Source organism: Lactiplantibacillus sp. B652, assembly GCF_023806745.1.
Lineage (GTDB): Bacteria > Bacillota > Bacilli > Lactobacillales > Lactobacillaceae > Lactiplantibacillus > Lactiplantibacillus pentosus.
The window spans coordinates 190,357-217,183 of the sequence record NZ_JAMSKY010000006.1 but is presented as its reverse complement, the minus strand read 5'-3'; the positions used below and the strand labels follow the sequence as shown (position 1 = coordinate 217,183).

The following is a 26,827-nucleotide window of genomic DNA, read 5'->3' as shown; positions in this document are numbered from 1 at the left end:
CTAGGAAAATATCGGCGCCTCTGGCGCAATTGTGAGCGAAAGCTGAACACCAGTAAGATGATGATTAGCTTAGCCTTCCTGCGAATACTCTTGAAAAGATTCTAAACACGTTCTAACGGGACGGTCCAGGCGATCGTCCTTTTATATGGTCAAATTCCACCGTCGCGCAGCACATTGACGGCACTCGCAGGCGGTGGATTCTTGAGCGCCATTCGGTGATGGTCAGCGGCAGTTGAGCGAACATTTTGACCGAATATCGCGCCCATCGGCCATCACCGGCATGACTGGTCAAGTCGCGTGAGTACTTACTTAACAGGCTTGACTACATGTCCGATTGGGCTTGGTGAGCTGTCCAAAATACGCCAATTATCGATTAAGGAGTGTTTAATTGTGTCTGAACCAAGTACCGTTACTTTAAAAACGAAGCTCGCCATCCTATCCGTTGGCCTGCTCTCATTTGTCGGTATCCTCGTGGAAACTTCCATGAACGTGACGTTTCCCACGTTGATCAAAACGATGGGCGTCTCGCTCGATACCGTTCAGTGGTTGACGACCGGCTACTTATTATTGACCACCATCGTCATGAGTACCACCGCATATGTGTTGAAACGCTTCAACCCGAAGCCCCTCTTCTTATTTGCCGCCCTCGTTTGTCTTCTCGGCGGGATTCTCTGCTGGATTGCCCCCAGCTTTCCGGTGTTATTGACCGGTCGGCTCTTACAAGCAATTGCGACGGGGATCTCGATTCCATTAATGTTCCAGCTGATTTTTACTAACGTCCCGCGGAGCAAGCTCGGAACTTACACGGGAATGGCGAGTGTGATCGTGTCGCTAGCCCCGGCGTTAGGACCGACATACGGTGGTGTCCTGACGAGTATCTGGTCATGGCGCGCTATTTTCGTGGGCATCGTTCCGATTTTAGCGTTGCTGGCCATTCTTGGCGCCATCAACATTTCCGGTGAGGCGCTCGGCGTTGGTGACAAGAAGTTCGACTTTCTGGGTGCCTTCCTCTTAGCCGTGACGTTCACTAGTCTGTTATTTACATTCAACAACGCCGGAACGCACGGTTGGTTGTCACTGAACTTTGGTGGCTGGTGCCTCTGGAGTATTGTGATGATTGCCATCATGGTCACATACGCACTCAAGGGTCGTCGTAAGCTGATCGATTATTCGATTTTAAAACTGCCCGTATTACGCCTCCGCCTGTTCAACTACTTTGGCCTGCAATTTATCAACATCGGCTTATCATTTGTCTTACCACTATTCGCCCAAACGGTGCTCGGCGCCTCGGCGATGATGGCTGGCTTGATGATGTTGCCCGGTGCCATCGTGGGGGCCATCACCGGTCCAATTGCGGGTAAGATTTATGACAAGCAAGGTCCGACGATGCTGCTGACCTTCAGTGCGATCATGGCCAGTGTCGCCCTCATCCTATTCTGGTTGACCACCGACCACTTCACCGTCGTCTTGATCGCCTCAATTTATGCGTTGCTCCGAATCGGCTTTAACACCGGCTTTGGGACCGCAATTTCAGATGGTAGTACCCGCGTGCCGTTACCGCAAAAGTCAGACCAGAACTCCATGTTCAGTATGATGCAACAGTATGCTGGCTCAATCGGGACCAGTATTATGTCCGCCGTAATTTCCGGCTATGAAATTCATCATACGACGGTCACTGGCACGGTGATGGGTAGCAAGTTGGATTTCATCCTGTTATTCATCTTGGCTATCGCCATTTTAGCCAGCGTCTTGCGCGTCAAGCGGTTGGAAGCAGCCCAACATTAACACGAACCGGTCAGATAAAATTACTAATAATACGACACAAAAGCCCAGGTCATTCGCTGACCTGGGCTTTTGTGTCGTATGAGTTTTGATTGATTGAGTCTTATCGAAAAGGCTATAGAAACGGCCCAAATGTAAAATGAGTGGCAATCAAACCATGTCCAATATTCAAGTTGCGCAGCTCTTTTTGACTGAGTGATTTTAGCTTGTCGTGGATAAAGCCATGCAGCATTCGGTTTTTCGGTGGCAATCCCATCGGAACGATACAATCCTTTTGACAAGTCAGATAGATATCAGTGGCAACCTTGATGACGCTTTTGCCATTGCTTAAATCCGTTGCTGCCTTGAGCAAACACTTTTTATATCCACTAGGCTGATTCTCTAGATTTTCGGCATAAGCCTGATCAATCAACTGGAAAAAATATTCTGCCTCTTCATCCATAAGCCCCACCACGTTTCTGTTAAGTTCAATCCGGTTCTGATTCCCCATCGTTACGGCTAGGCCAACCTCTGGCAATTCGGCCTCTTCGTAACTTGGATTTGTTATCCGTCATCTCGAAGTAATTGATATTGAAATCGTACCGCGCAATTTTCAAATAGCAATTACTTTAGGGTGAAAAAAGAGTTGGTGGACAAGAATAACGACTTTTGAATATTAGAACGCATAATTAACCTGTCAATATGGGGGTTTGAAGCAACTGGTTGCCTTCTTCAATTGTTATACACTCTCCCGGCTCAATTTAGCCATCCTCAAAGTGAGAATAAACGCTCCGTTTGACTTCCTTACACAATGTAAATTCATATTAACGACTTGGTATATTCCGTAAGAAGTCCCTAAAAGAAGACACGACGCATTCGGGTCTATCAATCAGTATATTATGACCAGCATTATTGATTACCTTAATATTGACGTTCTCATGTTGCTGTGCATATTTTTTTGAATCCTTATATCCCACAATATTGTCATACAATCCAGCAATTATACAGATTGGGACATCCCCTGTAATTTCAATATTATTTTTCACAAACGCATAACTATTTTTTTCGAAACGCGCAAAATATCTACTTTGGTTCTCACGCATTGGCGTGTCAATAACGTCTTTGAAGAGGTTGAACTTCTCTTTCGTCAAAAAACAGTTAGTGCTCGAAAAAGCTTGATATTCATCTGAATCCTCTCGAAATGTGACCAACGCATGCTCCAAATGTTCGACATTTCGACGATCTTTATCAGGGATTAACATTGGAGCAATCAAAAATAACCCGCTTATGTTCAAGCTGCTCTTTAAAAGTCCGATACCCAAATAACACCCGTATGAATTTCCAATAACAATTAATTGGCGATTCGAAAATAAAACCTGTAATAACTTTACAATCATTTCTACAGTTTGATCAGAGTCATCTGATAAAACATTGCGAGATTTGCCCATTCCAGGCAGATCTATATATACTCTTGTAAATTGTTGTGATTCACCAAAATAAGGCTCAAAATTATTTATTAACGATTTCGAATTCAGCGGAAAGCCATGTAAGAAAACGAGCACACACCGTCCTGACCCAAAGCTTTGAAATTTTAGTTGATCATACTCAGACATATTCTATTACACCTCCACAGCAATCAGACTATCAACTTTCACGAGTTCAAAGATCACGTTTCAACGCGTTAGTCATTATTGCTTATTTAAATTACTCATTTATCCGCCTCAAAATATCCATCTTGTAATCTTAACATTAGGCTAGTCCCAAGTCACAACCGTTTTTTATAGTGATTAACAAATGAGCGGGATACAGCTGCTTTTAACTACAATCAAATTTCTTTAAATGTAGCCAAAAAGCATCTACGAAATTTTAGGTTAAAGGCTTCTAAGACGAAAAATCACGCCCCTAAGACGCGATTTTTCGTCTTGGAAGCGCGATAATTTTAAATCACCAGTAATTACTTACCAGCTTTCATCTGAATTTCAGCCTCAGCGGGTTCTTGCATATCGTGTTGTTTCAGGAAGACCATGGAAGCCCATAGTAATCCTAACGACACGATCGTAATTCCTGCTAAGACAACGATTGATGACCAGAAAATGCCATTGCCCCAACCACCTGTCAATGCTTGCCGGAACGCTTGAATCGAGTACGTTAATGGCAAGTATGGGTGAATAACGTTGAAGAACTTGTTGGTAATTTCCATTGGGAAGGTCCCACCAGAACCACCAAGTTGTAGCATCAAGATAACCATCGCGACAAACCGTCCTGGGTTATCGAATAGCATCGATAAGAACATGACCAGGAACATTGACGCAAATGCAATCATGATTGCCGTCAAGTAGTATTCTGGCACACTGATTGGTTTCAAACCAGCGACAAGTAATACCGTCGCTTCGATGACCGCCATGGCAAGTGCCACGGGACCACCAACGGCCACTTTACTCCAGAACCATTGCGTTGGCGTACCATCATCATCCGCAATCCGCCGAATTGGATAAGCGAAGTTGAAGACGATTGCCCCAACATAGAGCGCCAATGACAGAACGTAAGGTGCTAACGCGTGACCATAATTTGGTACGTGCGTATAGTCTTTGTAAGACGTCTTGGTTGGCGCTGCCATCATTTTCGCATTCGCGTTCTTTAATGGCGTTGCGTTAACTTGATCCGCCCCCTCTTGTAAGGAAGTGGCGAGCGTCTTGTTACCATCCTTGAGCTGCTTCGTCCCTGATAAGAGTTTGGCGGAGTTGTTATCAAGCTGGGTGGCACCGTCATTTAGTTGACTAACGCCACTCGTCAATTGCCCGGTGCTACCTTGCAATGTTTGCAAGCCACTATTTAACTGACCGGCACCGGTATCAAGTTGTTGCACACCACTTACTAGGACTGGGACTTGGCCGTTCAATGTGACTAAACCGTTTGTGACTTGGCTTGAACCAGCGTAAAGTTGTTGCACACCACTTACTAGAACAGGTACCTGACCATTCAATGTGACTAAGCCATTAGTAACTTGACTTGAACCAGCAAAGAGTTGTTGCACTGCACTCGTAAGAACTGGCACTTGACCATTAAGGGTAACTAAGCCATTTGTGACCTTACTAGAACCATCTTTCAATTGTTGCACACCACTTACTAACTGAGGAACTTGACCATTCATCTTTACCAAGCCAGTCGTGATTTGGTTAGATCCGACTTGTAGTTTACCGACTGCATCCCGTGTCGTACCAACACCATCGGTAACTGCTTGAGAACCAGCTTTCAATTGATTGATACCAGTGATCATCGCGGGAACGTTACCGTTGACGGTCTTCAAGCCACCTGTAACAGTTTGAGAGCCACTAAACAACTGTTCAACACCTGAAACCAGTGTTGGAATTTTGCCATTTAGCACTGAAGCACCGGTTGCCAGTTGCGTCGTTCCTTTATTCAAATCAGTTGAGCGGGCATTCAGTTGTTCTCCACCGTTACTTAATTGACCAATTGCACCAGTAATAGTTGGGACAGTGTCGTTAAGCTTGGAAAGACCATTATTCAAGTCGCTTGCGCCTTTGTTAAGATTAGCTGACTGTGTGGTCAATGCACTTGTACCCGTTGACAACGATTCAATGCCGCTCACCAATCCGGGAACTTTCTCATTCAATTGTGCCAATCCACTGCTTAACCCAGCTGTACCAGTTTGCAATGTCTTCAATCCATCGGTTATTTGTTGAGAGCCATTAGCAAACTGACTAATTCCCGAAGTCGTGGAATTAATATCTGAGATGATGGCATTCATCCCAGCTTCGATTTTCCCATATTCAGTTACTAAGTCTGCGTTTGAATTACTGGTTGCTGAGCTATTCTCTGCAACTAATGATTCTACCTTTGATAGACTACTCTTCACGTTCTGAACTTGTTGTGCATTATCATTAGTCGTCGTGCTCTGTCCAACATCCTTTAGACTCGCTTTAATCGCAGCAACCTGGGCATCAGTCAGGTTCTGTGATGACTTGAGACCGTCGATTTTACTGTTTATTTGTGACGTAATATCAGTTTGCGTGGTCGAATTGGAAGTGTTTAGAGCATCCACATTCGTTGATAACGACTTCAGTGCAGTATTTAATGCATCGCTATTACTACTGTTTTTGTTATTAGCGGCAATTTCTTTTTGACTTGCTGTCAACGCCTGCTCAAACTGTGCCATTTCAGTCTTTAAGGCTTCAATCTTCGTTTTGGTTGCGGAATCAGTGGCCGCTTCTGACAACTGATTCAACCCATCAGAAATCTTAGCACTATTTGTTTGTAGATCACTAACGCTCGAATTTACTGTCTGAGCACCGGTTGATAACGCGTTAACTGAACTGCTTAAGTCACTGGTATTTGACTTCAACTGGCTCGCACCATTATTAGCAGTATCAACACCCTTTGTATAATCCGCGACACCACTAGCCAACTTTGTCGAACCATCTGAAAGTTGCGAAACACTATTAGTTAATTCTCCCGTTTGACTATTCATTTTCGTCAACCCAGTCGTCAGCTTATAAACACCATTCGTATATGTGGCAACACCGACTTTAACCTGTTTTGAGCCGTTTGCTAAATCATCAGTTGCTTTGCTAATTGTTCCCGTTTGGCCGTTTAACTTTTCTAATCCAGTGGTGACCTCGCCTGAACCATCTGTCAATAATTTAACGCCATCCGCTAACGTTCCGGCATTAGTCCCTAGCTTCAACAGGCCTTCTGTAATCGATTGTGACCCAATTTGCAATCTTGGTAATTTTGAACCAAGTTGTTGCAAGCCATCAGAAACTTTTGTCGAACCATTAGTCAGTTGATTGACACCACTGACCATTGGAACCACTTTTCCTTGCAAGGTAATCAACCCGGTTGTCACCTGCCCAGAACCGTCCTTCAACTGACTAACACCACTGGCCAGCTCCCCGGTCTTACCATTCAGCGTATACAGCCCAGCAGTAACTTGTCCAGAGCCATTCGCCAACTGACTCACGCCACTAGCCAACGCCCCAGTCTTACCATTCAGCGTTCCAAGCCCATTAGTCACTTGCCCAGAACCGTCCTTCAACTGACTGACACCACTAGCTAGTGCCCCGGTCTTACTATTCAAAGTATCCAGACCGGTCTTCAAAGCACTACCGCCATCTGCTAACTTTGCGATTCCAGCGGGTAGTTGTTGGACCTTCGTATTCAGCTCAGTGGTCCCGTCCTTCAACGTATGGACCCCGGTGGTATACGTCGTCAAACCGTCTTGGAGTTCAACGCCACCATCTTTGAGCTTGGTTGCGCCATCAGCTGCTTTTTGATAGCCGTCGCCAGCGGTTCGAATCTTCTTAAAAATGGCTAACGCATAAGCCTTAGTGACTTCGGCGCGAATACTCTTGTTGACACGCGAAACGCCGGTATCGGTAATAACTTTCGCAATGTAGTTGAGTGATTCGTTAGTCTCATAATGCAAGTTCATCTTTTTCGGATGCGTATCCGTCATGGTCGTTGCATTCTTTGAGAAGTCACTTGGAATCGTGACGACCGTATAATACTTCCGATTTTTGAGCCCTTGTTGTGCCTGTTTGGCTGAAACGAAGTGCCATTCCAAATCGTCGTTTTTCTTTAAATTGGTTACCATTTGCTTACCAACTGCAAATTTTTGGCCTTGATAGTTCACTGACTTATCTTGGTTAACGACTGCAACTGGTAAGTTTTGCGTATCCCCATATGGATCCCATACTGACTTCAAGAAGAAGATGCTGTATAGGAATGGGATCAAAATCATGACTGAAACTGAAATCCATAGTATTTTGCTATGACGAATTGACCGCCATTCGTCGCGTATCATTTTCACAACCTGAAACCTTCCTTCAAATAATTAATGCATATGCTGCTCGAGCGAGAATACCGTTGCAAGCGTCTCTTGAATCATCGCTTGCGTGCTGGCCGCCTGACCATCGCGATGACCGTTATTGAGCCACTGAACAATGCTCGTTATCACACCGCTGACAAGGTACGCCGTCAGATCTGGATGTTGGGAGTCGCGAATCATGGCGAACACCCGATCATCAGCCCCGGACTGAGCGACTGTGACAAAACAGTCGTTGATCACCTGCTGTGAACGCGTATTGTCGCCTTCGTTGTTCGTCACCAATAAGTGGCGAAGCACCTGCGTGTGGGTGCCGATAAACGCGGACATGATGGTGGAACCCATCGTATCTGTCCGTTCAACTGCCAGTAACTCGTCTAACGTGTGCATGACCATCTGCCGAAGTAAATCAAATTTATCGGTATAGTATCGATAAAAACTACTGCGATGTATAAATGCCTGCTTACATATTTGCTCAACCGTTATTTGTGAGATTGAACGTTGCTCCAACAATTGGTACATCGCTCGCTGTAAATCCAGCTCCGTACGAATTGAAATACCCATCACCCCGTTTTTTAAATTCTTATATTCGAATAGAAGAATATAGTTGCCATAAAAACACCGCTGCATCCCCGTGCAACGATTGCTGGCGTTCATTCAGTTTAGTGCAAGTACGGTTTCAATTCTAGATCCGCTTTGAGCGTATGAATCAAATGCTCGACCTGCGTCAATGGCGCGTCAAACGTCACCCGATAATAATTACGAGTCCCCTGGTGTTCGACGGCGACAAAGTGTCGCTCTCTCAAAGTCTTCAGCTGATGTGACACTGCCGGCTGAGAAATGTGCATCCGCTCAGTCAGCTCACCAACAGTCATGCCCTTCGCGTGCTGTGACAGCTCAATCATAATCTGCTGACGACGTTCATCCGCTAAAACTTCAAAAATCGGAATCGTTTCCCGAAATTCTTGTAGTGCTTCTTCACTACTAACCATGCTAGTAGCCTCCTATATTCTTATATTCTAATGTTCGAATGTATCAATGATAAAACTATTTGAATCCGTTTGCAACACCTAAATTCCGTTTGTCGACAAACGCGACAAACTTGAAAATCTGTCGCGATTTGGGACAAATTAAATGAACACTCGTCTGCTGGCAAAGGTGCACTCACCGTCATTTCACGAACAGTCAGTGCCGCTGCAATATCATTTGCTTTCGATTAAATTGCCACAAAAAAACGCCTGACCACGCAGTCAGACGTTTCCAAGGGTAATTAGTACTAGCAATCATAACGATTGATAGCAACGCCCGGTTGGGAGCCGGGGCCGTTGTATGGAAAATCACAGGTGTTTGGGAAGGCCCCATGATTTGAGACATCGCGTTACTTGTTAATAATGACAGATACATCAGCAAATTAACGGCGGTTAAGTAACTCGAATAACTACAGTATAACCGCTCACCCAAACTTTGCCAGTCCTAGTTTAATCAGATTGTCGCAAAACACAACACATCGTGAAAACTGTTGTATTGATGGGTTGTAATCAAAAAGCACTATGCCCGTCACACAGGGCTTGAAGTCCGTCTCCACGCCTAGTTCAGCGCTTTTTTGACGTATTTATAACCATACTTTACTAACTCACGCTCAACCTGCTTCGTCGTAGTCGTTGATTGCGAATACCGACTCGCGTTCGTGTTCTGGCTACTGTTGACCTTATCGGCGCCCGCAACTTGCATGCTGCTATCGGCCTTGCCCCGGCCGGTCGCGTAATCGAAGCTAACACCCGGTTCAACGTTCCAGATATAAACATTGAAGTTGACGCTACCGTCCGTTGAAATCGCCTGTGACCAATAACCACGTGGCATCAGTTCATTGCCCCGAAAGACAGTCGTCACGCGGTAAATGACTTTCTTACCTTGTTCCAGTGCCGTCCGAACTTGATCCTCGTAAATCTGCATCGTTTTCTGATTGGAGTAAGCCGTCTGGGTTGCCAGGTTCTTGGGATTATCCAGACTGCCATCCTCACCAGAACGATATTGACCGTCGGAAGTCAAATTGAAGGATAACGTGTACGCAATCAAGTGGCCACGATTTTGTGGATAAACCCGCTTGCCGTTCACCGTAATTGGCTGATTATGCCAGCCCGTTGGACTCCAAGTCTGAGCAGTCCGGCCTTCTGAACGACCTAAATTAGCCTTACTCAAATAAGCCGTATCCGTCGTCGTTCTATTCAAAGAATCCAAATTACCATAATCAATTTTGGACTTCTTCCACTGACTTGCCGCCAAGGTACTCTTGCCACTATTGACCTTAATGGCCGCCGCCCCGCCTGATTTATACGTCATTTTGGCGAGTTGTTGATAGGTTTGTTGCGTATTGCCGTTCCCCGTCGTCTGTGAAGAAGTTGCCGTCGATTCACTCGATGACGTCGAACTCGTACCCGTCGTTAATTGACAGCCCCCGAGTAAGAGCGTCAAACTTAAGAGACCCGCTATGCCAACGCGCCGCATTAATTTAATCATAATTTCTCTTCCACCCTATCTTTTTTAAGTACACTAATATCATACCGTACTTTTGATAGGGGAACAAATGTTTTCTTTAATTATTTAGCCTGCCAATCCGTACGTAATATCCCGTACTTAACCGAATCATAATACCGGCCTTGCCAAAAGCGCACTTGCGGGATTCGTGCCTCTTGCTTCAACCCAATCGCTTCTGCAACGTGCATCATGCGCAGATTACCGGACCAAGTCGTTAGACCAATGTGTGGGAGTGTTGTGACTTCAGCAAACAAATGCGCCAGCCATTGCGTCAACGCGATTCGACCAATGTGTTCACCCCAATGTGCTTGGTCATAAATCGTGATGCCGACTTCCAACCACCGCTGCAAATCACCATCCACAAAGTGCCAATTGACGCTACCCACGATTTGATCATCACGCGTAATTACCCAATTATGTTGCCGAATCAGCCAGTCTCGTGGCCCAATAATCGTTTCAAAATCGTGCTGGGTCGGTAACTGGTCATGAAAATAAGGGCCATTCCATTGCGTCCAGGCCGCCTCGGGGTCGCTGAATCCGAGTTGCCATAAAGTAGTCAGTTCCGTTGGTTGTACCGGTCGAATCGTAATTGTTGCCGCCATTTGCTCACGTCCTTAAGTATTTTTATCCGCTGCACGTCAATTTTAAATCTGGTGTTTTTCTAAGAATACGCTAATTAGTAGGCAACGACAATCATCACTTTCTTAATTGAGCTAGTATTGCACCGCAACTTATCCGAAGCACAAAAAACAGCCACCGTTGCTTCTGCCCGAAGTCACTAGTCGCTGTATTTCAATCATGATTCAATTAGTATCGCTAGGCTATCGCTTAAGCGCTAAGCCGTTGCCAGGCCTGTTTGGTCAAAACATACCGCATGACGTGAATGAGTTCACCACGGTCACTCGTGAAAGTGTGCAATTCACCGGCATCCTGCATGCCCATCTTGGCCATCACCCGACCAGAATTAGGGTTAACACTCGCATAATGAGCCTCGATAGTCTGATAATTCAGCGTTTCAAAGCCGTATCCCATCAAGCGATTGCCGGCTTCGGCGACGTAGCCTTGACCCCACGCATCTGGTCGCAACGCATAGGTCAATTCGCCGCCAGCCTCGGCATCATGGAATTCATAAAAACCAATCAATTGATGATCACGACGCCGCTCGATACCGAAGACTCGAGTCCTGTCCGCCAAAAAGTGATCCGTGAATACTTGCTCGAACGCGTCCACGCTCTGAACCCGTCGATAACGTAGATAGGCAACGACCTGTGGATCAAAAATCATGTCCGCCAACACATCATGATCCGCAGTTGTCATTGGTCGTAATATCAACCGTTCCGTTTCAAACTGTGCCAAAATTTCATCCCCAAATTATTATTGATGGGTTAATTATAATAATTTACTTGCTAATGTAAACTAATTCGTTCCAGCCTTAGTGATTTGGTAAGGTAACCTGTGCCAGCATCTCAACTCCGACAGCTTCAAAACTGGGGTCGGCAATCTGGTTGACGTACGTGAATATTCCAGTACTACACTGTAACAGTAACCACTGCTTCACTAATGGCGGCATTTGCAAATCTGCGCCATAACCTGCCCAAAACGCTTGGATCAGAACAGAACGTTGCTGAAGATCCTCAAAAAAGAATTTTAAACAATCTTCGAGCGCGTATCCGCGCCGAGCACGTTCAAAATCAATCAGGACTAGTTGACCGTGATGGTAGCGAAAGTTACGAGTACCCATATCCCCATGTAAGGTCACGACTGGTTGCTGTGCTAGTGCCCTTCTAAGCATCGTCTGGCGGTCAAGGAAGTACTGTAATAGAGTCACTAGTTCACTGTAATGAGGACTAGTCTCTAACCGATCGACTCGAGCCACCATCCCATCGAAATCCAGAACTGGCATCAGATTTTGGATTGTCGGAAGCTGGACTGCACGATGAAACTGAGAGACTAGCCAGCCCATTTGGTAAACGAGCGCCGGAGTCAACGTTTTCGGTACAGGCGTTAGTTGCCAATCACGTAACACCAATACCCACTCGTGACTTGCTAATTGAAAACCAGCTAAGACTCGGTTTGTGAGCTGTGCGGTCACTTGCTGCTCAGTTCTAAATTTACGTTCACGGTCTGGGCCAAAAACTTTAACAAAAATCACAGTACCGTAGCGACGACTATAACCGGTATACATCTGATTGAATGAGACGTGCGCAATTGGAACCAAGTCTGCCTGTAACAGCCGTGCCAGCGTTTTATGTTGTGATTCCATCTTGTCCTCCTAAATCCGTCCTCAAAATTTCGTCGCACAAAAAAAGGGCCGGTAACCAACCGTCCCTTACTATGATCGACCTGCAAACTCATGCTTGCCATTGTGTATGTGCCTCGTCATGGACCCAGCCCATCCCGAGAGGTATTAATGCTTGTCACACGTTGTGATTCAACTAACTGAGCTACTTATCATTATCAATAATTGCTTATTCATAATGTCCTGACAAAGTAAATCGATCCGGCTCCCAACCTGAACCCGCAGACAAAGCGTATGTATGTTTCCCATAACTCTGTCCTCAGTATAGCGAGCTTGCATTGCGTTTGGATAACACGAAGATTACAAAAATGTTACAACTGGTCTAAACCAGCCAAAATTAGGTCTAACAAGTCTTTCCACATTTGGTCAAGAAGTACTTGCCCCGTTTTCACGAACAAACCGCAACTGCCGAATTCCGAATGACCAGCTTAACCGGCACTCACATCAACCGTTGATTCACGCGCTCCTGCATGACCTGTCGGCGGGACCCGGTCAAGAAATAGATGGTCAGGCCAACAAAGATAATGACGGTGAACCCAATCGTCTGCCATTCAAACGCGTCCGGTTTCACCATCGTTTGGCTGCCAGAGGCCATCATGCTTAAGACATCAATCGCAGCATGAATCGCCATTGGCAACAAAATGCTACCGGAATACAAATAAGCGATGGCTAAGAACCACCCCAGCGTAGCCGCAAAAATCATCTGCTCGATGGTCGCTGAAAGTGGTTGGCCGGCAAAGACATTGGTGATATGCCACAGTCCAAATAGGCCACCACTCAGCCAGACTGCCCAGTCCAGTTGATGTTTACGGTGACGGAAGGCCTGCAACAATAAGGTCAAGACGGCAAAGCGATATAGCCATTCTTCCGCAATACCAGGTTCTAAACCACTCAGAAACATCTGCCAAGTTGCCGAACGCAGCCGAAAGTCCCAATGAATGAACGTCGTTGCCCACGACCCGCCAGCACTAAACGCATTCCAGAGACTAAAAGCGGCCCCGACTATCATGATCAAGCCAATCAGGCCGGCCTGAGCATGCCGATTAAATCGCGCCGTTGGTCCTTTGAGGCCCCAAGCGCGCATCAACACCCAAATCGTGATGACAAATCCAAAGGCCCCTAAAATACCCGTATCACTGACCATCTCAAAGACTGCCGGTGCTTTTAGAATCGGTAACAGTAAAAACGTTGAATGTGCACTAACGACGCCACTAAAGATTGCGGTGATCAGCACCGCAATTCGTCCAATCACGGATTCAATTGGACGCGTGACCACAAATGCGACCGGAACAAACATCACCAGCAAATAGGCCAAGCCCACGGCAATCAGGCCCTGTTCGTCTAACCAGGAGACCTGACTCAGCAAAGCCAGCAGATTTGCCAACAACACTGGAAATAATGTAAATTGCAAAACCGTTTGGACGTAATAGTTCACGTGGCGCAATCGCCACCACTGTTCTTGGTCGTCCTCAGCCACCGGCCACCAGGCAAACAGCCCCCAGACCAGCAGGACCATCCCACCAGCGGGAAAGAAAAAGCCGTTGTTGGTGACAAATAATTGCACCAAGCCCGCCACAAACAAGACGAGCAACTGGCCGACGTACCAGCGGCGTAATAATTGTTCAATTTCTGGCGCCATTAAAAAATCCCCCAATCTGATATGCATTAATCATAACAGATTGCGGGATTGTCTCATGTCATTTTGTTTAATAAAATTGTGCGCATCGATCGATCAATTTAATTATAGACCGATTGTCACCGTCTTAAATTGGTGCGCGACTGCAGATCAGCCCCGCTTTCAAACACGGGTCCGTCCTCAATCAGTGCCATCATTTGACATCGAGTTTAGTACAGGTCTTGAACCCGCCCCTGCGTCGTCTCATGGGCCAAGTATTCATCGTAAGTCGTGTCGCCGCGGTCAACGACACCCTTCGCGCTGACTTCAACAATGTGGTCGGCAATCGTTTGGATGAATTCGTGGTCATGGGACGTGAAGATAATGGCGCCCTTAAAGTCGATCAAGCTGTCGTTCAGTGCGGTGATTGATTCCAAGTCCAAGTGGTTAGTGGGATCGTCGAGTAACAAGACGTTGGCCCGACTTAACATCATCTTAGACAACATTCCCCGCACTTTTTCACCACCGGAGAGCACGCTGACGTTGCGTTCCACATCGGTCCCTGAGAATAGCATCTTCCCTAAGAAGCCGCGTAAGAACGTATTGTCGCTCTCTTCCTTGGAAGCGAATTGCCGCAGCCAGTCGATAATCGGCATATCGTTACCGGCGTATTCTTCATTGATATCCTTTGGCAAGTAAGTCCGTGACGTCGTTTGGCCCCAAGTCACGGTACCACTATCTGGTTCCATGGCACCGGCAATGATTTGCATCAGCGTGGTCGTCGCCAAGTCGTTGCGGCTGATTAAGGCCGTCTTCTCATTTGGTCGTAAGGTAAAACTAATATTGTCAAGAATCTTAACGCCTTCAATTGATTTTGAAACGTTCTCGACCCGGACCAAATCATTGCCAATCTCACGTTCTGGCGTGAATTTGATGAATGGATATTTCCGTGACGATGGTTTGATATCATCCAGCGTGATCTTTTCCAACTGCTTCTTACGGGAAGTTGCTTGTTTGGATTTCGAGGCATTCGCACTAAACCGCGCCACGAATTCTTGCAACTCCTTGATCTGGTCAGCCTTCTTCGCGTTGGCGTTCGCCTGCAGCTTAGCAGCCAACTGACTGGATTCCATCCAAAAATCATAGTTCCCGACAAACAACGTGATTTTACCAAAATCAACGTCACACATGTGGGTACAAACTTGGTTCAAGAAGTGACGGTCATGGGAAACCACGATAACGGTGTTCTGATAGCCGGCTAAGAAGTCTTCCAGCCAACTGATCGACTGCACGTCTAACCCGTTGGTCGGTTCGTCTAACAAGAGCACATCCGGGTTACCGAACAAGGCTTGTCCCAACAATACCTTCACTTTTTGAGGTTCCGTTAACTCGCTCATCTTTAAATGTTGCATCGATTCATCGATACCGAGGTTCTGCAAGAGTTGGTCGGCTTCAGATTCCGCGTTCCAACCGTCCATTTCGGCAAATTCGCCTTCTAATTCAGCCGCCCGAATCCCATCTTCATCGCTAAAATCCGGCTTGGCATATAGGGCATCCTTTTCAGTCATGATCTCATACAACTTTTCATGCCCACGGATCACCGTTGATAAGACTTCTTCATCTTCAAAGGCAAAGTGGTTTTGGTTCAAGCTAGACATCCGTTCGTTGGGGCCCATTGAGACAGTCCCGGTCGTCGGCTGAAGTTTACCTTCCAAAATTTTCAAAAATGTGGACTTACCCGCGCCATTTGCGCCAATAACGCCGTAGCAGTTTCCCGGCGTGAATTTTAAATTAACAGCTTCATAAAGCTTACGTGTTGAAAACTGCATACTAACATTACTTACGGTGAGCATTGCATTACCTCTTCTTTTTATGATTGAAATTGTCCGATAGAAAAGAGGTCGGAATTAAGTGAACCTTCCAGACCTCTGCGTCGTTAATTATATGAATACAATTCTAGCATGCTTACAACTGCTTTGGCAATTAAAACCACGGCTAGTTTTCTGAAAATCAGCATGAATTTACATCGTTGACCTTACTAAGTCCGACATTTCACGAAAACCCAGTGGTCCTCGTCGACGCGACTGGCGCGCCCCTCAGCCACCAACAAGCGGCCCCGTTTACAGCTTCCGAATGCCACTTCGATGAGCACGCCAACCGTTTTAAATAAGGATAACATCATCAGGATAACAAGTGTTTCTCAATATAATCCAGCACCCCATTATCAATGTTGGTGCCAGTGACCGCTGTCGCATTAGCACGCACGTTTGCTGGCGCGTTGTGCATCGCGACCGCGTGCCCCGCGTAGTGGAACATCTCTAAGTCATTCGTCCCATCACCGAAGACCAACATTTCATCCGCCGTGATACCCAGTTGGGCACCCAATTGTTTGAGCGCTCGGCCCTTATGCATACCAGGTTGAATCAAGTCTAAGCTCCCCTGGCCGCCCGATGCTGGCACCGCAATTCCGGCCAGTTTGGGCGTCAACTCATAGACGAGCTGATCCGTCAGCGCCGGCGGACAGATAATATCGAACTTCACCACGGGATCCGTCACTGCCATCAGGTCATCGCAAGTCGCGACCCGATAGTAGTACTGCTGCATATTGGCAACGAACTGGGGGTCCGCATACTTGAGCACGTGGACCGTCTCAGTGCCACAGAGCGCGATCTGTAAGTCGTCATACGCCGATAGCGCCGTCAAAATTTGCTGCGTCGCGGTCGGACTAAACGTCGTCGCTGTTAGTCCAGCTGCCCGTTGCCATAATTCTGCACCGTTACCACCAATCATCCACATATCCGGATAGTCGCTAAAAGTCGTCGCGAGTTCAGCCGCTTGATGTCCGCTGGCAATCACAAACTGGATTCCACGTTGCCGTAAAGCCGCGTAATCCTTCGCAAACCGCTTTTGGTCATACTCCCCGCGGTCGTTCAAAAATGTCCCATCCATATCCGTTGCTACCAATTTTATCGTCATCACTAATCATCCATTCCGTGTAAGCCTTTTCCAACCCTTAGATTACCGGTATTAGCCGCAAAGTACAAGGCTTTTTTCATTAAAACGCGCCACCGCCAGAACCGCCACCAAAGCCGCCGGAACTCCCGCCAGAGAAGCCCCCAGAACCACCGGATGGCGAACTCGCACTACCGGAAGCATCCAAGGCGCCACTAAAGCTGTCGTTGATGGCACCAGACAGGTCAAAGTCCACCCCGCCGTAACCGTAAAACAGTGGGTAGTAGATCAGCATCCCAGTCGCCAACGCTTCCGTACCAAAATCAATGGCTAACTGCTTGGTGACCTGGTTGGCCAGTCCAAAGGCAGCCGCATAAGGTAACAATTGCTCCCATAAAATCAGGTCACCGACTTCGGCTGTATTGAAATGACCGATGTCTTTCATCATCCGCCGCAAGCCGTTGATCTGGTTGCGCAATGCCAACCCTTCATCAGTATTGATGGCGATGCGTTTGCGCTGAACGAGCCAGCTGACCCAGAAAATAATGGCCGCTAGCACCGCAACCCCAGCCATGATCATCGCGGCGGTGGCACTGACAAATCCGCCGGCAACTGTCGCCAGCCCACCCAAAATTGTGACCACGACTGCCGCCGTCAACCAGCGATTCCGAATCTGATAGTTATTTTCATCTTGAAAGCTAGCGACCGTCTGATTGATTTCACGTTGCCACTTGCTGAACCACTTGCCGAGCCGTCCAGCTTTGTCTCGTTTGCCATACTTTTTAAGGTCGGTCAGTTTGAAGTGACCGTCGACCGCAACTTTGTCAAAACAATGTGCTAGAAATGAGTTCGTGACTGGTTTTAACTGGGTCAACTGCACATCTGGGCGCCGCTTCCCTTCAAGCGTCTCAATCGTAAGTTCCCGCTCAGCCGCTGCACGTAAAATTTCAGCCGTCAAGGCATCCGTATTCGGTGATTTTTGTGCCCATAGTGATTCCGCAACAGCCGGCGTCACTGGTGGCACCTCAAACGAGTGATTGATTGGAATCGGCTGCTGATGACGCTTGGCCGGGTGACGCACAAACCACCAACTATAACCGGCTATCGCCACTAACCACGCAACGACCGCGACACCAAAAGCCACCTGTCTAATCAGCCGATTACGCCGCCGTTTAGCATTAGCTTCCTGCGCCAACTTGGCTTCTTGCTGCTGCACGGCCGCCTTGCGCTTGGTCGTTTCCGTCCGTGCATTGGCGCTGGTGACCGTCGTTGGAAATAGAAGGTGACTTTCAACAAACTGGTTGGCCGGATTGTGTTTCAACGTCATCGTGACCCGCCCAGCCTGGCGATTGACCGTCGTCTGTCCGCTCAACGGACCATGTGTCCATGCTTGCAAGGCCTGCACGTTTTTAGCCGGCAACTGAATCACGATTTTGACATTTTCTAATGGCACGTCCCAGCCGCTACCAATGACTTTCCAGTTCAATTCCGCCGTATCGGCATAGTTCGTAATGACACCTTGAAGTTGATAGCGATAAACCACCCGCAAGCGGTCCCCATCTTGTACCGACCGATAGAGTTTGACCCGCATCTGCTTGGTGTTTTGCGTTAGTTCATAAGTATTATTATTCTCAAGATTACCAGCACTGGCCGGAATCACCATGCCACCGTTTAGTTGCGTGGTGACCTTTTGCAGCTTGGCGCCCTGAATGCCCCGTAAATCCTGAACGTTGAAGACCCCGTGATAGTCATCATCAAATTGATAATTGACCGTCTGTGTCACATTCGCACTGCCATCGCGTTGAATTGCCACGTTAACATGATACTGATTGATATCGTAATCCGCCGACGCCGGCAAGGCTAAGCTCGCCCACCAGCAGAGTCCCACCAGAAATCCCAGCAGGGCCAACCAGTTGACTCGTCCCTTTTTCCACATACACTTCACCCCATATCCCCATTTAATGATTAGCCTAAGTGTATCATATTCGCCGCCAGTCCGGGCAGCTGACAATTGCGGCGCTTTTTTAGGCAAAACGAGACTTTTGTTGTAGCATGGAAAGTGACATGAAGGGAGACGTGCACGATGCCACAAACAACGTTACCGACCCACATTCAAGTGCGGGGCGCACACGTCAATAATTTAAAAAATCTCGATATTGATATTCCACTGAACGAATTCGTTGCGATCACCGGCCGGAGTGGCTCCGGTAAGTCATCACTCGCAATGGGCGTGCTCTATGCAGAGGGGGCCCGCCGTTACTTAAACGCACTATCGACCTTTACGCGCCGGCGAATCAATCAAGTCGGCAAAGCCAGTGTCGATTCCGTACAATACCTGCCATCCGCACTAGCGTTACGCCAACGGCCTCAGGTGCCAGGCGTCCGTTCAACGGTCGGCACGATGTCAGAAAGCCTGAACATTCTCCGTTTGGCCTTCTCACGACTCAGTTCAACCGTTTGTCCCAATGGGCACCGGATGCCGCCAACGCTGGATGTTGCTGAAAACGACGGCTATGTCACCTGTCCGACCTGTGGCGTTGAATTTCGCGCACCGGGCGCCGAAGACTTTGCCTTTAATTCAGCGGGGGCCTGCCCAACGTGCGGTGGCTTAGGCCAAGTGCGTCAAATCGATCCATCGCTGATTATCGCTGATAAGAACCAGACGATTGAGGAAGGCGCTGTTGCTTCTTGGCACCTCCCCGGCCGTAATTTTATGCCGATCGTTGCCCGCGAGATTGGGATTCCCATCGATATCCCCTACAAGGACCTCAGTGCCAGCGATAAGGAACGCGTCTTACACGGCCCGAAGCAAACGGTCGCCATTAATATTCCGAGTTCTAAGGGTAAGATTTTCCATATGGACAACGCGGTGTATGAGAACGCCTTTGCCGCCGTCGAAGACAGTATGGCAACGACCAAAAACGAACGTGCCATCACCCGGCTGAATCGCTTCTACAAATTCGATACTTGTCCGGATTGCCACGGGTCCCGGTTCAATCCTCAGCTCCTGAAGCAAGAATTGAATGGTAAAAATATTGCAACAGTCAGCGACATGACCGTTGCTGACCTGCACCAGTTTGCGGGCACGATCGTCCCCTGGCTACCCGCTAAAATGCACCATCTGGGGCAATCGCTGGTTGACGAATTGTTGCTAAGCTTGCAACCGATGGAAGAACTGGGTCTGGATTACCTGACACTCAGTCGCCCCGGCGCGACCCTCTCAACTGGTGAATTGCAACGGATTCAGCTTGGACGGACCTTGCGAAGTGCGACGACTGGCGTCTTGTACGTCCTCGATGAACCGTCCGTCGGGCTGCATCCCGCCAACGTTGACGGCTTGATCAAAGCATTCCGCGGCTTAGTCGCCCAAGGTAATTCAGTCGTTGTCGTGGACCATGACACCAGTATTATTAGTGCGGCCGACGATGTCATCGAAATCGGTCCAGGCGCCGGCAAACACGGTGGTACGGTTGTTGGTCAGGGTACTGTGGCCGCTATCAAACAAGATTCGAATTCCTTGATCGCGCCATTCCTCAATGGTAGCGTGCAACTGCGCGAGCGGCCGGTACTTACGGACGAGGCCCTCTGGCAAAAAGGCGCGCTTTCGATTGAGGTCGCCCATCACTTTAACATTCAAGACATCACGGCGCGGATTCCTAAGAACCGTTTCACGACCGTCACGGGGATGAGTGGTGCCGGCAAAACCACGCTGGTCTTGGATAGTTTAATTCCCGCATTGACCGCCAGTGCGCAGAAGCGACCACTTCCGGCGCACGTCAAGGCGTTTGATGCCAATCATATTCGCCACGTTGTCACGGTCGACTCGGTCCCGGTTGGGAAAAACGTCCGCTCAACCGTTGCGACGTATACCAATATTTTGGACCAGTTACGCAAGCTATTTGCGGCCACCCCGGCAGCGCAAGACCACGGCTGGACGGCCAGTCAATTCTCCTACAACGTGGCTGCCGGCGCTTGCCCAACCTGTGGCGGAACCGGCCAGATTTCGCTCGACGTCCAGTACTTGCCAGACATCACCGAAGTTTGTCCACAATGTCACGGCAAACGCTACAATAAGCAAACGTTGACGGTAAAATGGCATGACTATTCGATTGCCGACATCCTCGATATGTCCGTGGACGAAGCGCTCCCCGTCTTTGAAAACCAGACCGCCATCGAAAACACGCTCCAGATTCTGCATGACATGGGACTCGGCTACCTGTTGTTAGGTGAAAGTACGCCAGCACTCTCTGGTGGTGAAGCTCAGCGACTTAAGCTGACCTCCCGGATTGGCAAACGTCAGGCCGGAACCCTGTTTGTCTTCGACGAACCTTCCGTGGGCCTGCACCCCTTGGATATTCAACAACTGGTCAAAGTCTTCGACCAACTGATTCAACAGGGCGCCACGGTCATTGCCATCGAGCATGACCTGGACGTCATCGCCAACGCCGATTACGTGATCGACATGGGCCCCGCTGGTGGTATCAATGGCGGAAACATTGTCGCCACTGGGACACCAGTTGCAGTCAGTGAAAATTTCGATAGTGTGACTGGAAAATACTTGAAGGCCCATCTGGCGTTGTTTCGGAAGTAACTTAACGGCGTGGATGTAGCGGGCATTGAAGTGATGCCCCTGCCTGGCAGCTCAATTGGTTTCACGATTGTTGTCGCGGTTAGGCTATACCGGCAATTAACGACAATTTAATACTGAAAAAGCAGTTCAATAATAATAAGCGTGCCATCTCGAAACTTGTCATAAGTTCGAGATGGCACGCTTATTGACTTTACCGGGCAATTATTCAGTTGACCTGAATAAACTTAAATTGACGCGGATCGATGTGCATAAATCGCCCAAACGAATGCTACCAAGCACAGACCAATCGCCAGCAGACAGGAGGCGTTGGTCTCAACCAAGTTATATAACAAGACGATTCCGACACTGCCGACCGGCGCCGCCAGCGTAACGATCGAACTAATTGTGCCGAAAAATGATCCGGTCAATTCCGGTTCAACCTCCCGCATCATAATCGCAAACATCTTCGGGTCTAGTTTGCCACTAATAAAGCCCACCGCAAACATTCCGACTAAAATCAAAGTGAGTCGCGGCCACCACAACAAAATGGTATAAGTCAGCGCTGGCGCCAGGATTGCGACCAACAACAATTGATATAATGAGCAACGGTCAAACCAGGTCGTTTTGGTCACACCGCCCAGCACGTTGCCGGCAATCAACACGATGTTGACTAACAGAATCGCCACCGAATAGCTGACGTGCAGTTGGGGTGCTAGACTGATGAATTTCAAATTCAAAATGGCATCGAGACTCATCGTGGCCACGTTTAAAATCATTAAATTAGCGAGATAACTCACCGCGTCCATCCCAGTCACGTTGCGCATGACACGCTGGATTACCGGCCAGACGGGCAACTGCTGCGGTGACGTGACCATCGTTTCGGTCGTTTTGATCGTCGTGCGACCAATCAATAAACAGCCTGCTGCCAGAATGAAAGTCAGCGCGTTGATTATCCCAGCAAGTGCATAGTTGTGGCTTTGGGCAATAATCAGGACCCCCAGCGTCTGCCCCAAGGGTTCAATTAGCGTCCCCACACTGGAATTAACGCCCATCACTTGTTGCCGGCTGGCAGGTGCAATGCGCGCTTGAATCACAATTGTCAGTAGATTACCACCATAGCGACCGAGCACGTCGGAAACAAAATTAATCACGACTACGACGTAAAATACCCAAGCCGTCTCCTGATTGATGATACGTGCCAAAATCAAGTACAGCCCCGCTTGAACCAGTTTGGTGCTGATCAGCCAATTCGTTTTCTTTTGCGTCTGGTCAGCAAACCGCCCAGTCAGTCCACCGAAGACATATGGCACCACCGTTGCGACCGAGACGACGGAGACGAACCAGTGAGGATTTGAGAATCCTTTCGCATAGGTCAGCAGGATAATATTGAACAGGCTCACGCCCAGCGTCGTGAAAAAATTGGCGCTCAGAATTGTTTGCAACGTCCGATTTCGTAATAATTGAAGCATGTTGATCACCGCCATTAAATTAATAGCCTTAGCTTACCCTGCTGCAGCATGGTACAATCAACAAGTAGGTTGCATATATGCCACATAAAGGAGATTGCGATGGCGACAATTGGCGAAACGATTCATCAGATTCGGTTAACAAAGGGGCTTACACAACAGGAAGTCTATAGCGGCATCATCTCACGTTCGTTTGCCTCCCGGTTTGAATCCGGTGCAAATGACATCGGCGCTAGCAAGTTATTTGCGATTTTAGATAACCTGGCCATCTCAGCTGACGAGTTACGGTTTATTCACCAGAATTATCAGCTGTCGCCTTATGAGCAGGCTTTGGCGACGATCCAGCAGGTCTATCGCGCCCAAAACTTTCCTGCGATGGCCGACTGGATACGTGACCATCAACATAGCGACCGCGCTTACGAACAGCTAGTCGCGAGTTACGCCAGCATTCTATTACAGACCTATGATCATCGCTCAATTCCCCTCACTTCGGCCACTCGCCCAGCGTTTGACCATTTGTGGCAAGCTAAGACTTGGACCCGTCAGGAATTGAAATTAATCCAGTTACTGGTACCAATCGTCGCCACTGTCGAAGGGCTGCCGGCATTAACACCGCTCACCACTAAAATGGTGACTAATTGCACTCGCTATCAAACGACTTGGGGTGACCCTTTCCACGTTCTAAATGATTTAATTGCCTATTATGGCGCCTGCTTTCAAGTCCAACTGAACTTTCATGATTTTGACGCAGCCCGTGAACTACGAGCCAAGCTCACGGCCATTTCCAGTCAGCAACTCAATTGGGATGGCCGTCTCGACCAGCAATTTTGGCTCGGAATTTGGGCGTTATACTTTGGCGACTGGCAGGCCGGTAATACGCTACTAGATGAAATCTTTGCCCTCGAAGCGCGTCACCAGCCGCGAATCGACAACACTATATTCGCAATTCGGCGTGTCCGAACACAACAGGCACGGGCCTATCGCGAGGAACACACTTAAAATAGAGATGAATAATCAAAACGACGTCTCACTAACACTGCTGTTCGTAGTGTTGGTGGGACGTCGTTATTTAGATTTTAAAGTTTGGGATTTTAAGCATATTATTTCTCGCGATAAATACCGATAATTTCTTTTAATGGCTTATTCTGCCGCTTTCTCCCCACAACTAATGACCACTCAATTTCGTCATATTTTGTTCAGTATCAATCAGTGCGTCCAGCATTTTATCAGGTTCAATGATTGGTGTTGCCCCAAACCGCCCCTCGACATAACGTTTCATATAGCTAATACCACCACGAGTCGTATGCCGAGTATCTTTAAAATCAAAAAGTGATGTCAGCTGACTTTCACCCTTAAAGTCCTTTTCAACTAAATAGATTTGGTCAGTGCGTAATTCAGAATCAAGTAATTGGAGTTCATGGGTGGTCAAGATGAATTGGGTCTGACTGGCGGCCGAATTGAATATCCGAATCATGGCTTGTGATAATTCTAAATGTAACGAATCATCAAATTCATCAAACAACAATGTTTTATGATTACCATTCAACTCGGCGTTGATAAAAGCTAACGCAATTATCAAGATTTTTTGCGTGCCACGAGACTCGCTTTCCATCGCCAAACTTTTGGTCCCAATCATGTTGCCAGCTTCATCATAAACTTTATGCACCGCGAATAATTTATTCATCATTTGATATGAAGAATATGATGGATACGACGGGTTAGCGGAAAAGGCCGCCAAATGACTGTCAGGCATCGTCGGCTGCTCATTAACTTCTAAATCAACGATATTGAAATCGGCAAAATGTAGAAAATTAAGCAACTGGTTTTTAACCTGTTCATTCTTGGCTAGACCGACTAGTTCACTAACGACGGGTGTGGGCTGATAGTCACCGACAAACAATAAGTCTTCAGCAAACCAGGTAAATACTTCGGTCGCGACACAATCGTTGTTTTGCATTGCGGTATATAAGACCAGGCTGTTCTTTTTAGTGCGCTTTGCAACTTCATTTAGCGCTGGCACACTAGTCTTGAACCCTTGCGCTGAACGCTCAAAATAAACTTTGGGACGTCGTTTTTCAGTGATTGTCAGACATTCATAGCTAATTTGTTTGGCATTATACGAGAACTGATAACCATAAATCCGCTGACCCACCGAAAAGGTCACGGAAAACGTTGTATCAGACAGTTGTGTCTCCGGTGCAAGCACAAACCGGTCAGCCGTTAGTAAGTCAGTCACCTTACCTGGATCATTCAAGACGATGGTCTGCATTTGCTTCAAGCCAGCCAGCAAATTGGATTTTCCTGAACCGTTGGGACCAAAAATCAACAAATTCTTCAAGAGCCGTTTACCGTTCATGACGACCGTATGCGTTGCTTGAAATTTGCGTAATCGCTCGCCTGCTTCGGCTGACAACACGGTTTCGGCTTTAAATGATTTATAATTCTGCATGCTAAAATCGATTAACATCAAATCCGCCTCCTTTTCCTAGTCTTCGTTGCACAATCAGTCGTTTATTACTCACACCATACCACATTACGTCGTTTTTACGTGAATAAAATGGTTTAAAACTCTTAACAAAAAAACAAAAATCAGTTCTAATCACAATTTATCGTGATTAACATTAGTTTTCACACTTGAATCAGTTCGTTAACTGTCGATTCCAACACAACACCGAGCTGCAGGCCTACAGTAACCATCATTATCGCTGAATCAAACGCTCAGTAAAAATTACGATTAAATAGATTGCTTAGATTAAAAAATGATTTGAAAATAGTTAAATTCCAGTGTATTGTAGACGCTAACCAATTATCTCAGGAGGTTCTCGCATGAAAAACATGACACGGATTTTAACGCTCAGTAACGGTTATCACATTTGGACCCATACTAGTAATCTAGGCGGCAAGACTAAATTGCTCTGCTTACATGGCGGTCCCGGTGATACCCATGAAGTTTTCGAACGTTTTGGTCCTGAATTAGCCGCATTAGATATTGAAGTCACCATGTACGACCAACTAGGTTCTTGGTATTCTGATACGCCTGACTGGAAAGATTCAGCTATCCGTAACAAGTTTCTTAACGAGGACTATTACCTAAGTGAGGTTGATGAAGTCCGTCAACTACTCGGGTATGACCATTGCTATCTTGCCGGTCACTCGTGGGGTGGTATGTTAGCAATGACATACGCCGCTAGTCACCAAGCTAATCTCGACGGGCTGATCATAATCAGCATGATTGATAATATCGCTGATTATTTGAAGCGCATGAAGGCGATCCGAGAAGCCGAATTCTCTCCAGCCGAAAATGCATTTATGCTAACCGTTGAGAAACGGCAAGAATGGGATAATCCCCATTATCGTCAATTAATCACTCATCTCTACCACCAATACATCAATCGCCGCCAACCCAGTCCAATGCAACATCAGGTCGATATTCAGGCTAAACCAGTTTATAACCATTTTCAGGGTGATAATGAGTTTGTCGTCTATGGTGTTCTTGATGACTGGGACTTTTCCGAACAATTGGCAACAATTCAACTACCCACATTATTAATGTTTGCGGACCACGAGACGATGCCATTAGCGACTGCCGAACGAATGGAACAACGGATGCCAAATGCCAAGTTAGTCGTAACACCCGACAGTGGGCACAATCATATGGTCGATAATCCCGATGTCTTTTTCACCTATTTACGAAACTACTTTTCAGACCAATTGACAGATTCTACACACTAAACACAGCTATTAAAAATAGTTTCTGATTACTCGTTATTCAAAGGAGTACCTG

Annotated in this window: 19 protein-coding genes and 1 pseudogene; 5 read left to right on the top strand and 15 right to left on the bottom strand. The window is 47.3% G+C overall.

Annotated features, from left to right (window positions below):
- Both MZO40_RS09460 and MZO40_RS09455 read left to right on the top strand, forming a co-directional pair.
- Positions 1–105, top strand: a pseudogene (locus MZO40_RS09460) (IS5/IS1182 family transposase); the annotation flags it as partial.
- 285 nt (positions 106–390) lie between these two features.
- The gene (locus MZO40_RS09455) at positions 391–1,785 is read left to right on the top strand and encodes an MFS transporter (protein ID WP_105961596.1); all 1,395 of its coding nucleotides are present in this window, start codon (positions 391–393) and stop codon (positions 1,783–1,785) included.
- Positions 1,786–1,897: 112 nt separating this feature from the next.
- Here MZO40_RS09455 and MZO40_RS09450 read toward each other — a convergent pair whose 3' ends face one another.
- The 13 genes from MZO40_RS09450 to MZO40_RS09390 all read right to left on the bottom strand — a co-directional run bounded on the left by MZO40_RS09450 (position 1,898) and on the right by MZO40_RS09390 (position 18,943).
- Positions 1,898–2,224, bottom strand: coding sequence for a bacteriocin immunity protein (locus MZO40_RS09450; RefSeq protein WP_133305828.1), 327 nt, complete (start codon positions 2,222–2,224; stop codon positions 1,898–1,900).
- Positions 2,225–2,585: 361 nt separating this feature from the next.
- Positions 2,586–3,374 carry an alpha/beta fold hydrolase gene (locus MZO40_RS09445; protein ID WP_105961595.1) on the bottom strand — a complete coding sequence of 263 codons (789 nt, stop codon included), beginning with the start codon at positions 3,372–3,374 and terminating at the stop codon, positions 2,586–2,588.
- 341 nt (positions 3,375–3,715) lie between these two features.
- On the bottom strand, positions 3,716–7,591 hold the full coding sequence (locus MZO40_RS09440) for a YhgE/Pip domain-containing protein (protein WP_105961594.1): 3,876 nt from the start codon (positions 7,589–7,591) through the stop codon (positions 3,716–3,718).
- Between the two features lie 24 nt (positions 7,592–7,615).
- Positions 7,616–8,170 carry a TetR/AcrR family transcriptional regulator gene (locus MZO40_RS09435; protein ID WP_050340275.1) on the bottom strand — a complete coding sequence of 185 codons (555 nt, stop codon included), beginning with the start codon at positions 8,168–8,170 and terminating at the stop codon, positions 7,616–7,618.
- Positions 8,171–8,268: 98 nt separating this feature from the next.
- A complete protein-coding gene (locus MZO40_RS09430; RefSeq protein WP_003639594.1) occupies positions 8,269–8,598 on the bottom strand; it encodes a helix-turn-helix transcriptional regulator in 330 nt (109 codons plus the stop codon).
- A 595-nt stretch (positions 8,599–9,193) separates the two neighbouring features.
- A complete protein-coding gene (locus MZO40_RS09425) occupies positions 9,194–10,123 on the bottom strand; it encodes a DNA/RNA non-specific endonuclease (protein ID WP_003639595.1) in 930 nt (309 codons plus the stop codon).
- 80 nt (positions 10,124–10,203) lie between these two features.
- A complete protein-coding gene (locus MZO40_RS09420; RefSeq protein WP_105961593.1) occupies positions 10,204–10,743 on the bottom strand; it encodes a GNAT family N-acetyltransferase in 540 nt (179 codons plus the stop codon).
- A gap of 226 nt (positions 10,744–10,969) precedes the next feature.
- On the bottom strand, positions 10,970–11,497 hold the full coding sequence (locus MZO40_RS09415; RefSeq protein WP_105961592.1) for a GNAT family N-acetyltransferase: 528 nt from the start codon (positions 11,495–11,497) through the stop codon (positions 10,970–10,972).
- A 76-nt stretch (positions 11,498–11,573) separates the two neighbouring features.
- Positions 11,574–12,404 carry a phosphotransferase gene (locus MZO40_RS09410; protein ID WP_105961591.1) on the bottom strand — a complete coding sequence of 277 codons (831 nt, stop codon included), beginning with the start codon at positions 12,402–12,404 and terminating at the stop codon, positions 11,574–11,576.
- Positions 12,405–12,879: 475 nt separating this feature from the next.
- Positions 12,880–14,079 carry a CPBP family intramembrane glutamic endopeptidase gene (locus MZO40_RS09405; RefSeq protein WP_105961590.1) on the bottom strand — a complete coding sequence of 400 codons (1,200 nt, stop codon included), beginning with the start codon at positions 14,077–14,079 and terminating at the stop codon, positions 12,880–12,882.
- Positions 14,080–14,285: 206 nt separating this feature from the next.
- Complete coding sequence (locus MZO40_RS09400; RefSeq protein WP_050340417.1) at positions 14,286–15,908, bottom strand: ABC-F family ATP-binding cassette domain-containing protein; 1,623 nt, start codon at positions 15,906–15,908, stop codon at positions 14,286–14,288.
- Between the two features lie 328 nt (positions 15,909–16,236).
- On the bottom strand, positions 16,237–17,031 hold the full coding sequence (locus tag MZO40_RS09395) for a Cof-type HAD-IIB family hydrolase (protein ID WP_050340415.1): 795 nt from the start codon (positions 17,029–17,031) through the stop codon (positions 16,237–16,239).
- A gap of 79 nt (positions 17,032–17,110) precedes the next feature.
- Positions 17,111–18,943: a DUF2207 domain-containing protein gene (locus MZO40_RS09390; RefSeq protein WP_105961589.1), complete on the bottom strand. Its 1,833-nt coding sequence runs from the start codon at positions 18,941–18,943 to the stop codon at positions 17,111–17,113.
- A 147-nt stretch (positions 18,944–19,090) separates the two neighbouring features.
- Here MZO40_RS09390 and MZO40_RS09385 point away from each other — a divergent pair, with 147 nt between their 5' ends.
- Entirely contained in the window at positions 19,091–21,598 is a 2,508-nt protein-coding gene (locus tag MZO40_RS09385) for an excinuclease ABC subunit UvrA (protein WP_252133244.1), read from the top strand.
- Positions 21,599–21,822: 224 nt separating this feature from the next.
- Here the strand turns inward: MZO40_RS09385 and MZO40_RS09380 are convergent, their stop codons facing one another.
- Complete coding sequence (locus MZO40_RS09380) at positions 21,823–23,046, bottom strand: MFS transporter (protein ID WP_252133243.1); 1,224 nt, start codon at positions 23,044–23,046, stop codon at positions 21,823–21,825.
- Between the two features lie 99 nt (positions 23,047–23,145).
- On the opposite strand from MZO40_RS09380, the gene MZO40_RS09375 reads away from it, so the two are divergent.
- A complete protein-coding gene (locus MZO40_RS09375) occupies positions 23,146–24,042 on the top strand; it encodes a helix-turn-helix domain-containing protein (protein WP_252133242.1) in 897 nt (298 codons plus the stop codon).
- A gap of 166 nt (positions 24,043–24,208) precedes the next feature.
- Here MZO40_RS09375 and MZO40_RS09370 read toward each other — a convergent pair whose 3' ends face one another.
- Positions 24,209–25,510, bottom strand: coding sequence for an ATP/GTP-binding protein (locus tag MZO40_RS09370; protein ID WP_105961586.1), 1,302 nt, complete (start codon positions 25,508–25,510; stop codon positions 24,209–24,211).
- A gap of 359 nt (positions 25,511–25,869) precedes the next feature.
- Between MZO40_RS09370 and MZO40_RS09365 the strand changes: the two genes are divergently transcribed.
- Positions 25,870–26,775: a proline iminopeptidase-family hydrolase gene (locus MZO40_RS09365; protein WP_105961585.1), complete on the top strand. Its 906-nt coding sequence runs from the start codon at positions 25,870–25,872 to the stop codon at positions 26,773–26,775.
- Positions 26,776–26,827: the final 52 nt, after the last annotated feature.